We start from the raw sequence: 14,986 nt of genomic DNA on the forward strand, positions 1-14,986 counted from the left end.
GCAATACCTTTCCCAGGACCAATCAATCCATCATAAAGCCGATAACCAAATCAGAAATAGCTGACATTAAAACCTGAATTAAATAAGCGAAATGGCGGAAGTTTACAACCCCCGCCATTTTTAATAGTATTTATCAATCTGTTACCAAGAATCACCAAACAAAGTAAAACCACTTCAATTGCCATACTGTTCTCATCAACACCTCATCCATCCTACATTTTACATCATCCATCAAACCTCTTCCATCTACCAGGCTACATTCTTTCCGGAGAAGTGATTCCCAGTATCAGCATTCCGGCATGAATAATATCCGCAGTTTTTCTACAAAGGTTTAAGCGGAATTGTTTCAACTCACCTTCTTCAGTTTTTACTATTGGCGGTACCTCATGGTAAAACTTATTAAACAACTTGGCCAGTTCATATAAATAGTTGGCCAAACTCGCCGGGCTGAAAGCCTTGGCAGCGATTTCTATTTCTGCAGGGTATTTGGCCAATTGCAGGATCATTTCCAGCTCAACTGCTGATATCCCTGAAAACTGCTCACCGGCCGTTGCAAACTGATAGTTCGATTTACTTAGCAAAGATTTAATCCTGGCATGAGTGTACTGAATAAAAGGGCCGGTATTGCCTTGAAAATCAATGCTCTCGGCCGGATTGAACAATAAACGTTTTTTAGGTTCTACCTTCAGTAAGAAATATTTTAAAGCACCCAAACCAATGTTTTTGTAAAGCGCTTCTTTATCTTCCTGAGGGAAATCGTTGGTTTTACCCAGTTCTTCGGTTTTCTCGCGTGCGGTAGTGATCATGCTTTCAATCAGTTCATCAGCATCTACCACGGTTCCTTCACGGCTTTTCATCTTTCCGTTAGGTAAATCTACCATCCCGTATGAAAGGTGATATAAACCTTTCGCCCAGCTTTTCCCCAGTTTCTCTAAAATGAGGAATAATACTTTAAAATGGTAATCCTGCTCGTTACCTACCACATAAATCGACTCATCCATATTGAAATCCTCGTGTTTCATTTCGGCAGTACCTAAATCCTGGGTAATGTAAACGGAAGTACCATCTGCACGCAATACCAGTTTCTGGTCTAAACCATCTGCAGTCAAATCAATCCAAACTGAACCATCTTCTTTTTTAAAAAATACACCTTTGGCCAGTCCTTCGTCAACCGTACCTTTTCCTAAAAGATAGGTATTGCTTTCGTAATAGAACTTATCAAAATCTACACCCAGGTTTTTATAGGTAATATTAAAACCTGCGTATACCCACTCGTTCATCGTTTTCCAAAGCGAAACCACTTCCTCATCACCCTGTTCCCATTTTAAAAGCATTTGTTGAGCTTCCTTAATTAATGGTGCATTTTTCTTGGCCTCTTCTTCCGTTTGCCCCGCTGCTTTTAAAGCATCAATCTCTTTTTTATATTCTTTATCAAATATGACGTAGTATCGGCCAACCAAATGGTCCCCCTTTTCGCCCGTACTTTCCGGGGTTTCGCCATTACCCCATTTTTGCCAGGCCAGCATCGATTTGCAGATGTGTATACCGCGGTCGTTAACCAGGTTTACTTTTACCACATCATAACCATAAGCTTTAAGCAATTCGGAAACAGAATAACCCAATAAATTATTACGCACATGGCCCAAATGAAGCGGTTTGTTGGTATTTGGTGATGAATACTCTACCATTACCTTTTTTCCGTTTGAGGGAAAAACACCGAAATCAGGCGCCAAAATTTCTTCGTTAAACTGCTTCAGGAAATAACTTTCAGCAATGCTGAGGTTCAAAAAGCCTTTAACTACATTAAATTTTGTAATATCTTCTACGTGAGCAACTAAATATTCACCAATTTCGGTTGCAGTTTGCTCAGGGGATTTTTTAGAGATTTTCGTGATCGGAAAAACCACGATTGTAGCCTGACCTTCAAATTCTTTACGCGTTTCCTGTATATTGATTACACTTTCAGCTATTTCTTCCTTATAAAGCTCCAAAATGGCTTTCTGTGTCTCGGTAATAATAAAATTCATGGCGTAAAAATATATAAAAAAGGTGGAAGGTGAAAGGTTTAAGCTGGAAGGTTTTTAAGCTTCTTCATGCCAGGAAAGGTGCTGTAGTGCCTGTCAGCGCCGATAGCCGTTCTTTCCGCTATAGTCCCGGTTGAAAAAACCGGGAGCTGCCGCTACAATAAGGTTTAAAGATGCCGGCCATTGTACATTAAAGCAGGGATCTGAGTCAGCGGCCCGGCAATTCTTCGTACCTCCGACTTTCCAACCCCTGACTTTTAAAAAATTCTAATAGCTTTGTAACAACTAATTTATTTATGAGCGAGCAGAATCTAAACTTTAAAGTGAATGTAAACACCGAAATCGGCAGGTTACGCAAATTGTTAATTCATAGCCCGGATAGCGGTTTGGGCAAAGTAGTACCATCTAAAGCACAAGACTGGCTTTTCGAAGATATTGTTCATTTAGATACCATCCGTAAGGGTGAATATGACTATTACATCAAACTGTTGATGTACTTTTTAGATCCGGATAAGATAAAGGGCAAACTGGCTGAAATTGATTCTGAAGAGGCCAACCGAAATTTCTATAAGCCCAATCATCCTGAATTTCACAACTCGACAGCAGTAATCGAAATACAGAATTTATTGAGCGAAATGCTGGAGGATGAATCCATCAGAAAGAAACTGGTAGCCGCAGTTTGTGCCATTGAGGGCTGTACTTATAAAGTTCAGATTGAACTTACTCAAACCCCGGCCAAAGAACTGGCAGAGATTTTTATTTCAGGCACCCTGGCCAACGATACGATGATGTTTGCGCCAATTCCAAACCTCATTTTTACCCGTGATGTGGGTACCACGATCAATAACCATATTCTCTTAAATAAGCCAGCAAAAAAAGCGCGTGTACGCGAAACGCTTTTAATGCGCTATATCTTTTTTAACCACCCGTTATTTGAAGGTTACCGCAACAACATCCTCGAAATTCCGGATGTTACCATGCACTTTTTAAGGCCTGGTGATGAGCCTGCTTTCAGCACCACGCTTGAGGGCGGAGATGTGATGATGGTTAGTCCTAACCACGTATTAATCGGGTGTAGCGAAAGAACATCAGAACATGGTGCCAATGAAGCCATTAAACTCTTATTTGATCAAAATGTGGTTGAAAAGGTAACGGTAGTCAAAATACCGAATAAACGCGACTATATGCACCTGGACACTGTTTTCACACAGGTTAAACGCAATACCTGGGTGATCCTAAACTCGATTGCGCACTCGCCGAAATATAACCCTTACGAGCCGATCAATTTCTTAAAAGAGCCCGAAAAACTCGAAGCCACAACTGCCATTCAGTTTACTAAAGCCAATCCGCAGGAACCAAAGCATTTCGAGCATGTAGAAGCCTTGCTGAACGACATTAGCCAGAATGATTTAAAGAGTACCGAACCTACTAAAATTATTTATAGCGGAAACAATACCTTCCCTTACGATTCAAGAGAGCAATGGACCGATTCGTGCAACCTGTTAGCCATTAAAGAAGGTGTAGTTTTAGGTTACGACAGGAACGATAAAACGGTTGAAGCCTTCAAAGCGGCAGGTTTTGACGTGGTTGATGTAAAAGATTTAATCCAGGACCTGGAAAGTGGCAAGGTAAATACCGAAACCATAACCGATACGTTGATTTTAATGCCATCAGCAGAGCTATCGCGCGCCCGGGGAGGTTTCCATTGTATGAGTTTACCTATTTTAAGAGACAATATCTGAGGCTAAGAAGGTATAAGGTAAAAGGTGTAAGGTTTATACGCCTAAACCCTATACCTCAAACCCTATACCCTTTACCTAAACCTCAAACCCTAAACCCTAAACCATTTACCACGATGCAAACTACTAACCATATCCTCATGATCCGCCCGGTTGATTTTAAATTCAACGAGCAAACGGCAGGAAATAATAAGTTCCAGGTTGCCTCTACCGAAATTGATGTACAAACAGAAGCCTTAAAAGAATTCGATGGTTTTGTTGATCTTTTGCGCAAAAATGATGTCGATGTTACGGTAGTGGATGATACGTTGCAACCAGAAACCCCCGACTCGATTTTCCCGAACAACTGGGTATCTTTTCACGAAGATGGCTCGGTTTATCTATATCCCATGTTTTCTGAAAACCGCCGTTTAGAGCGCAGGAAGGAAATACTTGAAAGCCTGAAAACCAGGTTTGAGCTAAACCATGTAAACGACCTGAGTTTTTATGAAATGCAATATGCTTTTTTGGAAGGAACAGGCAGCATGGTGCTGGATCGCACCAATAAAATTGCCTATGCCTGCTTAAGTGTACGGACTGATGAAGAGGTCTTAAATAACTTTTGCATGCTTACCGGATACGAGCCTGTGGTTTTTCAGGCGGTAGATGGCGATAATTTCCCGATTTACCACACCAACGTGATGATGTGTATTGGAGATCGTTTCGCAGTAATTTGTCTTGATTCGATCAGAAATGCTGAAGAACGTATGCAGGTGAGCATCAGTTTAAAAGGTAGCGGTAAAGAAATTATCGAAATCAGTCTGGAACAGATGAACAAGTTTGCAGGTAACATGCTACAGGTTTCCAATGCGGCCGGCGAAAGTTTACTGGTAATGTCAGAGCAGGCATATTTATCCTTAAACGCTGAACAGGTTAAAGCATTGGAACAGTACAGCCGCATCATTTATGCACCACTTTATACCATTGAAAAAAATGGAGGTGGCAGCGCAAGATGTATGCTGGCAGAAATACATTTGCCGGTTAAGTAAATACCTTTCGTCATTTCAAATGTAGCGCAGTCCCGAACTTTTGGGAAGAAATTTTTCGCCGTGGTTCGTTTCTGCACGAACCACTTTATTTTTTTGTCACGGAAGCTCATAACACGCGGAAAACCGAACTAAGAGAATACGCCTTGCTATCAAATTATTCCAATTAGTTTTATTACTTTCGCGAAAAATTTAAATATCCATGTCTTTACTACAAGAATTGCAAACCCGTTCAGGAAATAAATGTGAGTTATGCACCGCTGAAAACAATTTATCGGTTTATGAAGTACCTCCTACCAGCAATGCGAACAGCGATAACAGCATTTTAGTTTGTAAAACCTGTTTAGACCAGATTGAAAAAAATGAACAACTTGATGCCAGTCACTGGAAAATTTTACCAGAAACCATGTGGTCTGAATTTCCGCCTGTTCAGGTAGTGGCCTGGCGCATGTTAAGCCGCCTGAGAAATGAAGGTTGGGCAGCGGATAGTCTGGATATTTTATACCTGGACGATGAAACTTTAGAATGGGCTAAAAAAACCGGCGACCACGAACAGGAAGGAACAGTAGAGTTTCATCAGGACAGCAATGGAACCCGTTTATTTGAAGGCGATACCGTAGTTTTAGTTAAAACGCTCGATGTTAAAGGTTCTACACTAAGTGCCAAATTGGGTACGGTGGTAAAAAACATCCGCCTGGTACACGATAATACCGAACAGATTGAAGGCAAAGTAGAAGGCCAAACCATTGTGATTTTGACCAAATATTTAAGAAAGGGATAATTATCTAGCTGGCGCCGTGTCAAACGTGTGCCTGTGAGCTTAAAGATTTCACCATTAGAAACCTCATTATCAGCTTTATACACCGTGTTCCGTGTCTTCACCAACCATTTATTTTTTGCCACGGAAGCTCAGAACTCATGGAAAACTTTCACATTAAAGCACCTTGCTATAAAACCAAAAATAGCTACACGGTATTTGCCACCTTAAACCTGATCGGAACGGGCAAGAGTGCAACGAGTAAAGTGGAGAGCAGGGCCAACCCAAACCTATAAAAACAGGAACCTGCTTTTCAAATTATTGTTAAATATTAATCTCTTTCAAGATACGGAGAGTCTTAGCGAGACGCTAAGAACAGATAGTTGCTGGCGCGCGTTTCAAACGCATGCCTGAATAGCTTAACGATTGTATCGTTAGAAAACTCATTATCATCTTTATATACCGTGTTCCGTGTCTTCACCAACCATTTATTTTTTGCCACGGAAGCTCAGAACTCACGTAAAACTTTCACATTAAAGCACCTTGCTATAAAACCATAAATAGCTGCACGGTATTTGCCACCTAAACCTGATCGGAACGGGCACGAGTGCAACGGGTAAAGTGGAGAGCATGGCCAACCCAAACCTATAAAACACAGAAACCTGCTTTTCAAATTATTGTTAAATATTAATCTCTTTCAAGATACGGAGAGTCTTAGCGAGACGCTAAGAACAGATAGTAGACGCTAAGACCAGATAGTTTGCTTGCGCCCGTTACAAACGCGTGCATAATAGCAAAACGATTGCATCGTTTTAACCATATTTTAAATCATGGTGCTTGTTGTTTTGCCACGGAAGCTAGAAATACACGGAAATTATTCGCATAAAAGCAACCTCAATATGAACCCCTGAATAGTATTACAGTCTTTGCCATATAAACCTCATCGGAACGGGCACGAGTGCAACGGGTAAAGTGGAGCGCAGGACCAACCCAAGCCTATAAAAACAGGAACCTGCTTTCCTAAAAACAAGAAGCAGATAAAATGAAATAAATAATTGAATTACAATAACTTAAATAAAAAACCAATCACATATTATTTTAAAAACATTTTATATTAAAATTTTGTAATTAAACCAAGCGTTTCCTCACAGTAAAAATATTTTTAATAGCGTTTAATTCTCGATTTAAAATTACATTTTTGCAAAAATTATTTAAAAGTAAATGCAGAGTTACTCAGAATTTCTCGATCTAAGCGTTGGCTTTCCGCAGGAAGGCTTTGATGTGATAGATGATGAATTATATTTTCAGGATTTAAACCTGATGGAAATGATTGAAACTTACGGTACTCCCCTACGTTTCACATACTTACCCATGGTAAGTAAGAAAATTCAGCAGGCGAAGATTCTTTTCCAGACTGCCATTTTAAAAAACAACTACCGCGGCGATTACAAATATTGTTATTGTACTAAAAGTTCGCATTTCAGACACATTGTAGAAGAAGCTTTAAAGAACAATATTCACCTCGAAACTTCTTCTGCTTTTGATATGCCTATGGTTGATGCACTGGAAAAGAAAGGTGCCTTAACTAAAGATACCACGATTATCTGCAACGGGTTTAAAACCTACCAATACAAACAGTATATCATTGATATGCTGCATGATGGTTACACCAATATTATCCCGGTTTTAGACAACAAAGAGGAATTTAACCTTTTTGATGACGAGGTAGATATAGATACCCCTTGTAACCTGGGTATCCGTATTGCTGCTGAAGAACAACCCGATTCGCAGTTTTATACTTCGCGTTTAGGCGTACGCATGGAAGATGTAATTGATTTTTACAATAATAAAATTGTACATAATCCAAATTTCCGGGTAAAGCTTTTACACTTCTTCATCAATTCGGGTATTACTGATTCGCCATATTACTGGAACGAATTGGAAAAATATGTGACCCTTTACTGCAAATTTAAAAAAATCAATCCTGATTTAGATACGCTCGACATTGGTGGCGGTATGCCGTTCAAAGATTCGTTGGTTTTTGATTTCGATTACGAATATATGGTAAACGAAATTGTAAAAAGGATTAAAGAAATCTGTGCCATCCACGAAGTAATGGAACCAGATATTATCACCGAATTTGGTAAATATACGGTTGCTGAAGCTTCCGGAATTCTGTACAAGGTTTTGGGTCGTAAACAACAAAACGACCGCGAACGCTGGTTAATGCTGGATGGTTCTTTTATCACCAACCTGCCTGATGTTTGGGCGTTGAACCAAAAATATATCCTGCTACCGATTAACAACTGGGATGCAGAATACGAACGTGTTAACTTAGGTGGTATTACCTGCGACGGACAAGATTATTACAACCAGGAAGCACATATGAACAGTGTATTTATGCCAAAAACCCGTAAGGTACAATATTTAGGATTCTTCCATACCGGTGCGTATCAGGAAGTATTGAGCGGATATGGCGGTATACACCATTGCTTATTACCAAGTCCGAAACATGTACTGATCCGTAGAAACCGAGACGAGAGTTTTAACTTTGAAGTTTTTGGCGAAGAACAGAACAGTAAGCAGGTATTGAAGATATTAGGTTACTAGATCATTTGGTTTAGCGAGCGTAAAACAAAACATTAATTAAAATACATAAATACCTCAGTTTTTTTACTGAGGTATTTTTTTTATATTTGAATATGGCACGTGAACAAATTAAGTTATTCGATCGGATCATTGCTACTGATGGTTTGATGGGAGGAAGACCTACAATACGCGGGTTGAGATTTCCGGTTTCTGATATACTTGAACTATTAGCAAGTGGCATGAGTGAGGAACAAATCCTCGAAGAACATCCCATCCTGGAAAAAGAAGATATTAGGGCTGTCCTTTTATACAGCGCCCAAAAAGTAGATGAGGACTTAATGTATGAATGATTGGGAAATTTGGGTCGACACCAATATATCTCCTATAATTGCCAAATGGCTTTCAGAATACACAAATTTTAAAACAAAATCTTCTTTCAGCCTAAATTTGCATTCAGTAGATGACTTGACCATTTTTAGAATGGCTCAAATTAAAAGAATGTCATAATTGTTTCCAAGGATTCTGATTTCAAAGAATTAATCGATTGGTTTAGTGCTCCTCCAAACTTATTCTTATTAAATTCGGGAATTGTTCAAACAAACTGTTTTGGCAAAAGCTGGAACCAAAGATTAACCCAGCATTAGAAGTTCTTTTAAATAAAACAGAAGAAGTCAACGTAATTAGTATCACATAACATATATTTAAAAATGCAATTCGGTAAAGTAGAAGATCCTTCAATAATAGATTATACCCTTCCGGCTGATGCGCCTGAAACAGCGGCAATTTTAGCCAAAAATAAACCTAATCAATCTTTTAAGGCTTATGTAGGTTGTGCGAAATGGAACAAGGCCGATTTAAAGGGCTTTTACCCAAAGGGAACAAAAGACGAGCTTACCTATTATGCTACTCAATTTAATTCAATTGAACTTAATGCCACCTTTTATGGCATGCCAACCAGCGAACAGGTCATTACATGGACGCAAAAAACACCTGCAGATTTTAAGTTTTTTCCTAAACTGACCAATACCATCAGTCACTTTAAAAGATTAATCAACGTTAAAGAGCCTGTAGCGCAATATTGCGATGCCATCAGTAATTTCGAAGACAAACTGGGCATGGCTTTTCTTCAATTGCACGACAACTTTAGACCCAAGGATTTTGAAAGGTTAAAAATTGTGATCAACGAATTTCCAAAGGTTATTCCTTTAGGTGTTGAAGTAAGAAATACGGAGTGGTTTACCAACCCGGCCATCGCCAATGAATTTGCTAAACTTTTTGAAGATAACGGAATAACCAACATCATTGTTGATACTTCAGGACGAAGAGATATGCTGCACATGCGGTTAACCACACCGACAGCTTTTATCCGTTTTGTAGGTGCCAACGACGATGAAATTGATAAAAAACGTTTAGATGACTGGATTGAAAGAATTGTGGACTGGAAAGCGCAGGGTTTAGAAAACCTATATTTTTTCGTCCATCAAAATGTTGAACTTTCCTCTCCACTATTTTCCGCTTATTTTACAGAGAAACTGAACAAAGCGGTAGGGACTGATTTAAAGATTCCGGTAATGGCGAACCAAGCTCCACCTAGTTCACCCAGTTTGTTTTAACAGTTAAAAGATGAATCAACGGAATATGCTTTCTACAAAAGAGCGGGCAGATTAGCGTATTTCTGAATTTGGAGCCAATGCGAAACAAAATATGGTCAGATCTCTGCACTATCCTTGATTTACGGTCTTCATTAAATGAATAAATCATGCATTGAAAAAAATCTTGGAATGAAAATCGAGCCGATTTGTGGATTGCTTGCATTTTATTTTTAATTTCGTGCCATTATGAAAGAAACAGTGGTGAGCGGTATTCGCTCAACAGGAAAATTACATTTGGGTAATTATTATGGCGCAGTTAAAAACTTTGTTCAAATGCAGAACGACTATAACTGCTACTTTTTTATCGCCGATTTACATTCCTTAACTACACACCCTACTCCGGCAGATTTGCACGGAAACATTAAACATGTTTTGGTTGAATACCTTGCCAGTGGGATAGATCCGGAAACTAGCACCATATATATACAGAGTGATGTACCTGAAGTTGCAGAGCTTTATTTATACCTGAATATGAATGCTTATATGGGTGAATTGGAACGCAGCACTTCATTTAAAGATAAGGTTCGTGCCAATCCCGATAATGTTAACGCAGGTTTATTAACCTATCCGGTATTAATGGCGGCTGATATTTTAATCCACAAGGCTACCAAAGTACCGGTTGGGAAAGATCAGGAACAACATTTGGAAATGGCCCGTACTTTCGGGAACCGTTTCAACAGGTTATACCACACGGAATACTTCCCCGAGCCTTATGCTTTTAGCTATACCGATAACCTGATTAAGGTACCTGGTTTAGATGGAAAAGGAAAAATGGGCAAATCGGAGGGCGAAGCCAATGCTGTTTACCTTTCCGATGATCCTGAAACCATCCGTAAAAAAGTGATGCGTGCAGTTAGTGATGGTGGCCCGACAGAAGAAAACCAGCCAAAACCTGAGCCGATCCAGAATCTTTTTGATTTAATGAAAGTGGTATCGAGTGCTGATACACTTGCACATTTCGAAGATTTATATAGCAAAATGCAGATCCGTTACGGAGATTTCAAAAAACAACTGGCAGAAGATATGATATTGGCGACTGCACCGATGCGTGAGCGTATTCAGGATATCGCCAAAGATGATGCTTATTTAAGGCAGGTAGCCAAACATGGTGCGTTGAAGGCCCGTGAAAGCGCACAAAAAACCATCAGAGAGGTTCGAAGTTTAATCGGGTTTAAAAGTTTTTAATTATTTAACAGATTTGAGAGGTGAGAAGCCAGATTTGAGATAGATTATTTTATTTCAGAATCTCATATCTCATATCTCATATCTCATATCTAACAAAGATGCACATAGCAATTGTAGGCAATATAGGTGCCGGTAAAACGACCTTGACAGGCTTATTGGCCAAGAATTATGGATGGGAAGCTTTGTACGAAGCCGTGGACAATAACCCTTACCTGGAAGATTTTTACAGCGACATGAAACGCTGGAGTTTTAATCTTCAGATTTATTTCCTGAACAGCCGTTTTCAACAGATCACTGATATTGAGGTTAACAAACGCAATGTAATACAGGACAGAACCATTTATGAGGATGCCTATATTTTTGCAGAAAACCTGCACGACATGGCTTTAATGACTACCCGCGACCATGAAAATTACAGGGCTATTTTCGATAATATTACTTCATTTATTAAACCGCCAGATTTACTGGTATATCTGCGTGCATCGGTACCTACGTTAGTCAACAATATACAACGCCGTGGACGTGAGTACGAAGCGAGTATCCGGATTGACTACCTGTCTAAACTGAACGAAAAATACGAAGCCTGGATTAAAGGATATAAACTCGGCAAGTTATTGATTTTGGATAAGGATAAACTGGATTTCACCAATAATCCTGAAGATTTGGGAACAGTAATTCAATCCATTGAAGCAGAAATTAACGGGTTGTTTTAGTCCAAACTCCTAAATTGGAGTTGAATTGTGATAGATGCTTAAATATTCAATGTGATTGTATGGAAAAAGACTTCGGGCATGAAAATCCAGAAAATTGGAAATGGGGTACTTTTTATTTCAATAAAAAAGACGCCAGGTTAATTGTTCCGAAGCGTATAAAATTACTTGGATGGACACTTAATTTTGCCCATCCAATTTCTTACTTGATCATCGCATTCATAGTTGTATTTGTTTTTTATCAATTCTATCGCAACAATATATGACCGATAAAAATTTAAAATTTCCGCCAGGAGATTTAGGAGTTATAGGCATTATACCTGCCCGCTATGCCTCTACACGTTTTCCAGGAAAACCATTGGTTGATATCGCTGGTAAAACGATGATCCAGCGGGTATACGAACAGGCTTTGAAAGCAAAAACTTTATCTAAAGTAATTGTTGCTACTGATGACGAGCGAATTGCTGATGAAGTAACGAGGTTTGGTGGAGAATTTGCATTTACGGCTTCTCACCACCAAAGTGGAACCGACAGGTGTGCTGAAGTAATTGAAAAAATGCCTGGTTTTGATATTGTTATTAATATTCAGGGCGATGAACCCTTTATCGAGCCGGCACAAATTGATTTGCTGACCAGCTGTTTTGTAGCAGACAAGGTAGATTTGGCCACTTTAATTAAACCGATCCAAAGCCAGGAAAGCATTTATAACCCGAACAGTCCGAAAGTGGTAATTGACGTAAACGGCCGTGCCATGTATTTTAGCCGTAGCCCGATTCCTTTTATCAGAAATGGCGAACCGGGTGTATGGGCAGAAAAACACCAGTTTTATAAACATATCGGTATTTATGGCTACCGTACCGAAGCCTTAAAAGCCATCACCCAATTACCGCCTTCGTCTTTAGAGATTGCCGAAAGCCTTGAGCAACTGCGTTGGATTGAAAACGGATTTTACATCCAAACAAAAATAACTGATTTAGAGACAGTTGCCATAGACACACCGGAGGATTTATTGAAGTTAAATAATCTATTGGAGGCGCTAAAGCACGAGTAAGGTTTATTGGTTATTGGTTATTGATCACTGTTCATTGGTTATTGATCATTTGTTCATGCCAAGTGCTAATAGCTTGAGAGCAATCTACTCCGACCTCTAGACCAATGACTTCGGACTTTGGACATCGGACTATTTCACCACCAGCTCCATCTGTATATTGCATCGTGCGTATGGTGTAGGTTTAGCTGGCACTTTTTTAAAGCCTAATTTATGGTAAAGGTTAATGGCCGGTTTTAAAATGGTATTGCTTTCTAAATAGATTTTAGATGCGCCTAATGATCTTGCTTTATCAATAATTGCATTTGCCAATAGAAAACCTACATTTTTACCCTGAACTTTCGGCGATACCGCCATTTTGGCGAGTTCAAAATCATATTCACCATCATTCATCTTAATTAGCGCACAAACGCCAATTGGTTCACCATCATAATTTGCAACTAATATAAAACCTCCTTTATCTACAATATAACCTTGCGGATCGTCCAATGCTTTATAATCAGATTCTTCCATGGTAAAATACTTCGAAATCCATTCTACATTTAACGACCTGAAAACCTCCTGGTGTTCAGGTTTGTAATCTATAATTTCAACATTAGCACCATCGCGTTCTTTTTTCTTGTCCATAACCCTTCTTAACAAGCTTTTTTGTTCCAATAAAAATTCCCACTCTCCTATTGCTTCCCAAAGTTTGTGTTGTGCTTGTGCCGAGATTTCTTCAATTGCCGCATTCACATCTATAAGCTGATCCTTTATTCCTTCTGAAATTTTCATTCCTTTTTTCGAAAGGCTTATCACATTTCTACGTCCATCAGTTTCGTCCTTATTTTCTTTAACATAACCTTTTTTAAGCATTTCACTAATGATTTTACTAACCGAAGGGTGAGAATGGCCAATGGCTTTGGCAAGTTCGGTAACCGTTTTTTCCCGCTCTTTGGTTAATGCGTAAAATACCGGAAACCATTTAGGCTACATATCAATATGATACAATGTATAAATCTCTGCAGCATTTTCAGTCACTTTATCAGTTAACATTCTTAACCTGCTTCCGATCGCTACTTTACCTATCTCATCAAAAAATCCCATAAAAAATAATTAATTACGTAACCAGTTACGCAAATTTAAATGATTATTTGAAATACCGATACAATCGTTCATTTCCTGATATTATTTTAAGTAGCCTGAATTGTAATAAACTTAAAATTTGTATTTTAGGAACATGAGAAAATTACCGATCTTCATGGTTTGCTGCTTCATTGTATTTTCTGCCTGTCAATCTAAACAGGGTAAAGAATCAGGTGCCGTCGAATTCAAAAATATAAATCAAAGCGTAGCCAAATCGTTTTCCGATTTAAAAACACTCGATACCTTTAAAATAGAACTAACCGGCAGAAAACCAGAGGAAATGGTATTGAATTTTACGATCAAAAATGCTGACGGAAAAGAAATTTACAATACCAAAATCAAAGGCACTGAATTATTGGGTAGCACAGATCCAAATATTGATCTTTCAAAGGAGAAAGACCAGATTGTTTTCTTAAAAACCATAGCCGATGATTTTTTTAGCGATGAAAATTTTCTTGAGCCTGCCGTTATGCCGGAGGATAAAGCCGATAAGTATACTCCAGATAAAGCCCTTTATGAAGAGTTAAAAAAATCAGGCCTAAATGGCTTTAAATATCGTTTAGGAAAAGAAAACAATATTTACATCGCCTGGAGCGAGAAAGAGCAGCAGGTAACGGTTTACTATAATTGCTGCTAGCTAGTATCTAAGCTCAGAAATTTAGAAATGAAAAGGCCTGAATTTATTGCAAATCGATTAAGAGAAATTTTCATAAGCGGTTATTGGATAGCCAATACCAATTATAAAGATCAATTACAAAGCATTAATCGGGAACAGGCCGTTCAGCAGGTAGGTGACTTAAATACGATTGCTGCCTTAACTTATCATATCAATTATTATTTATCAGGCATTCTAGATCTATTTAACGGCGGTCTTCTTGAAATTAAAGATCAATATAGTTTCAACCTACCCCCTATCCATGCTGAAGCTGACTGGAAACAACTGGTTAAGAAATTGCTAGCCAATGCGGCCGCCTTTGCTGATGAAGTGGAAAAAATGCCTGACGAAAAATTGGATGAGGTATTTGTAGATGAAAAGTACAGTACCTATCTGCGAAATATAGAAGCTGTTATAGAACACAGTTATTACCATTTGGGGCAGATTGTATTGATCAGAAAATTGATTCGAAAATAA

15 protein-coding genes and 1 pseudogene are annotated in these 14,986 nt (G+C 38.8%); 13 read left to right on the plus strand and 3 right to left on the minus strand.

Going from position 1 to position 14,986, the window contains the following annotated elements; all coding sequences use genetic code 11:
- Nucleotides 1-254: 254 nt before the first annotated feature.
- Entirely contained in the window at nucleotides 255-2,027 is a 1,773-nt protein-coding gene (gene argS / locus ACIQXP_RS06895; RefSeq protein ID WP_387505000.1) for an arginine--tRNA ligase, read from the minus strand.
- Nucleotides 2,028-2,320: 293 nt separating this feature from the next.
- Between argS and ACIQXP_RS06900 the strand changes: the two genes are divergently transcribed.
- The 11 genes from ACIQXP_RS06900 (at nucleotide 2,321) to kdsB (ending at nucleotide 12,732) form a co-directional block, all read left to right on the plus strand.
- Nucleotides 2,321-3,766 (plus strand): arginine deiminase family protein, encoded by a 1,446-nt coding sequence (locus tag ACIQXP_RS06900; RefSeq protein WP_387504999.1) that lies wholly within the window; start codon nucleotides 2,321-2,323, stop codon nucleotides 3,764-3,766.
- A 113-nt stretch (nucleotides 3,767-3,879) separates the two neighbouring features.
- Nucleotides 3,880-4,791: a citrulline utilization hydrolase CtlX gene (gene ctlX, locus ACIQXP_RS06905; RefSeq protein WP_387504998.1), complete on the plus strand. Its 912-nt coding sequence runs from the start codon at nucleotides 3,880-3,882 to the stop codon at nucleotides 4,789-4,791.
- 199 nt (nucleotides 4,792-4,990) lie between these two features.
- Nucleotides 4,991-5,569, plus strand: coding sequence for a PhnA domain-containing protein (locus ACIQXP_RS06910; protein ID WP_293742941.1), 579 nt, complete (start codon nucleotides 4,991-4,993; stop codon nucleotides 5,567-5,569).
- A gap of 137 nt (nucleotides 5,570-5,706) precedes the next feature.
- Complete coding sequence (locus ACIQXP_RS06915; RefSeq protein ID WP_293742942.1) at nucleotides 5,707-5,841, plus strand: hypothetical protein; 135 nt, start codon at nucleotides 5,707-5,709, stop codon at nucleotides 5,839-5,841.
- 925 nt (nucleotides 5,842-6,766) lie between these two features.
- Complete coding sequence (locus tag ACIQXP_RS06920) at nucleotides 6,767-8,155, plus strand: arginine decarboxylase (RefSeq protein WP_090496099.1); 1,389 nt, start codon at nucleotides 6,767-6,769, stop codon at nucleotides 8,153-8,155.
- Nucleotides 8,156-8,247: 92 nt separating this feature from the next.
- Nucleotides 8,248-8,484 carry a DUF433 domain-containing protein gene (locus ACIQXP_RS06925; RefSeq protein ID WP_134203763.1) on the plus strand — a complete coding sequence of 79 codons (237 nt, stop codon included), beginning with the start codon at nucleotides 8,248-8,250 and terminating at the stop codon, nucleotides 8,482-8,484.
- Nucleotides 8,485-8,841: 357 nt separating this feature from the next.
- Complete coding sequence (locus ACIQXP_RS06930; RefSeq protein ID WP_387504997.1) at nucleotides 8,842-9,747, plus strand: DUF72 domain-containing protein; 906 nt, start codon at nucleotides 8,842-8,844, stop codon at nucleotides 9,745-9,747.
- Between the two features lie 225 nt (nucleotides 9,748-9,972).
- Nucleotides 9,973-10,971: a tryptophan--tRNA ligase gene (gene trpS / locus ACIQXP_RS06935; protein ID WP_387504996.1), complete on the plus strand. Its 999-nt coding sequence runs from the start codon at nucleotides 9,973-9,975 to the stop codon at nucleotides 10,969-10,971.
- A 98-nt stretch (nucleotides 10,972-11,069) separates the two neighbouring features.
- The gene (locus ACIQXP_RS06940; RefSeq protein WP_145855181.1) at nucleotides 11,070-11,684 is read left to right on the plus strand and encodes a deoxynucleoside kinase; all 615 of its coding nucleotides are present in this window, start codon (nucleotides 11,070-11,072) and stop codon (nucleotides 11,682-11,684) included.
- 59 nt (nucleotides 11,685-11,743) lie between these two features.
- The gene (locus ACIQXP_RS06945; protein WP_293742945.1) at nucleotides 11,744-11,947 is read left to right on the plus strand and encodes a DUF5808 domain-containing protein; all 204 of its coding nucleotides are present in this window, start codon (nucleotides 11,744-11,746) and stop codon (nucleotides 11,945-11,947) included.
- Nucleotides 11,944-12,732, plus strand: coding sequence for a 3-deoxy-manno-octulosonate cytidylyltransferase (gene kdsB / locus ACIQXP_RS06950; protein WP_293742946.1), 789 nt, complete (start codon nucleotides 11,944-11,946; stop codon nucleotides 12,730-12,732). Before ACIQXP_RS06945 ends, kdsB begins: the two co-directional genes overlap by 4 nt.
- A gap of 129 nt (nucleotides 12,733-12,861) precedes the next feature.
- Here kdsB and ACIQXP_RS06955 read toward each other — a convergent pair whose 3' ends face one another.
- Nucleotides 12,862-13,503 carry a GNAT family N-acetyltransferase gene (locus tag ACIQXP_RS06955; RefSeq protein ID WP_387505142.1) on the minus strand — a complete coding sequence of 214 codons (642 nt, stop codon included), beginning with the start codon at nucleotides 13,501-13,503 and terminating at the stop codon, nucleotides 12,862-12,864.
- Nucleotides 13,504-13,542: 39 nt separating this feature from the next.
- A pseudogene (locus tag ACIQXP_RS06960) lies at nucleotides 13,543-13,683 on the minus strand (MarR family transcriptional regulator); the annotation flags it as partial.
- Between the two features lie 265 nt (nucleotides 13,684-13,948).
- On the opposite strand from ACIQXP_RS06960, the gene ACIQXP_RS06965 reads away from it, so the two are divergent.
- Both ACIQXP_RS06965 and ACIQXP_RS06970 read left to right on the plus strand, forming a co-directional pair.
- Nucleotides 13,949-14,491, plus strand: coding sequence for a hypothetical protein (locus tag ACIQXP_RS06965; RefSeq protein WP_387504995.1), 543 nt, complete (start codon nucleotides 13,949-13,951; stop codon nucleotides 14,489-14,491).
- Between the two features lie 27 nt (nucleotides 14,492-14,518).
- On the plus strand, nucleotides 14,519-14,986 hold the full coding sequence (locus ACIQXP_RS06970; RefSeq protein ID WP_387504994.1) for a DinB family protein: 468 nt from the start codon (nucleotides 14,519-14,521) through the stop codon (nucleotides 14,984-14,986).

Source organism: Pedobacter suwonensis, from assembly GCF_044762335.1.
Taxonomy (GTDB): domain Bacteria; phylum Bacteroidota; class Bacteroidia; order Sphingobacteriales; family Sphingobacteriaceae; genus Pedobacter.

Coding starts and splice junctions, on each gene's coding strand:
- argS (WP_387505000.1), bottom strand. CDS start 2,027: ATGAATTTTATTATTACCGAGACACAGAAAGCCATTTTGGAGCTTTAT.
- ACIQXP_RS06900 (WP_387504999.1), top strand. CDS start 2,321: ATGAGCGAGCAGAATCTAAACTTTAAAGTGAATGTAAACACCGAAATC.
- ctlX (WP_387504998.1), top strand. CDS start 3,880: ATGCAAACTACTAACCATATCCTCATGATCCGCCCGGTTGATTTTAAA.
- ACIQXP_RS06910 (WP_293742941.1), top strand. CDS start 4,991: ATGTCTTTACTACAAGAATTGCAAACCCGTTCAGGAAATAAATGTGAG.
- ACIQXP_RS06915 (WP_293742942.1), top strand. CDS start 5,707: ATGGAAAACTTTCACATTAAAGCACCTTGCTATAAAACCAAAAATAGC.
- ACIQXP_RS06920 (WP_090496099.1), top strand. CDS start 6,767: ATGCAGAGTTACTCAGAATTTCTCGATCTAAGCGTTGGCTTTCCGCAG.
- ACIQXP_RS06925 (WP_134203763.1), top strand. CDS start 8,248: ATGGCACGTGAACAAATTAAGTTATTCGATCGGATCATTGCTACTGAT.
- ACIQXP_RS06930 (WP_387504997.1), top strand. CDS start 8,842: ATGCAATTCGGTAAAGTAGAAGATCCTTCAATAATAGATTATACCCTT.
- trpS (WP_387504996.1), top strand. CDS start 9,973: ATGAAAGAAACAGTGGTGAGCGGTATTCGCTCAACAGGAAAATTACAT.
- ACIQXP_RS06940 (WP_145855181.1), top strand. CDS start 11,070: ATGCACATAGCAATTGTAGGCAATATAGGTGCCGGTAAAACGACCTTG.
- ACIQXP_RS06945 (WP_293742945.1), top strand. CDS start 11,744: ATGGAAAAAGACTTCGGGCATGAAAATCCAGAAAATTGGAAATGGGGT.
- kdsB (WP_293742946.1), top strand. CDS start 11,944: ATGACCGATAAAAATTTAAAATTTCCGCCAGGAGATTTAGGAGTTATA.
- ACIQXP_RS06955 (WP_387505142.1), bottom strand. CDS start 13,503: ATGAAAATTTCAGAAGGAATAAAGGATCAGCTTATAGATGTGAATGCG.
- ACIQXP_RS06965 (WP_387504995.1), top strand. CDS start 13,949: ATGAGAAAATTACCGATCTTCATGGTTTGCTGCTTCATTGTATTTTCT.
- ACIQXP_RS06970 (WP_387504994.1), top strand. CDS start 14,519: ATGAAAAGGCCTGAATTTATTGCAAATCGATTAAGAGAAATTTTCATA.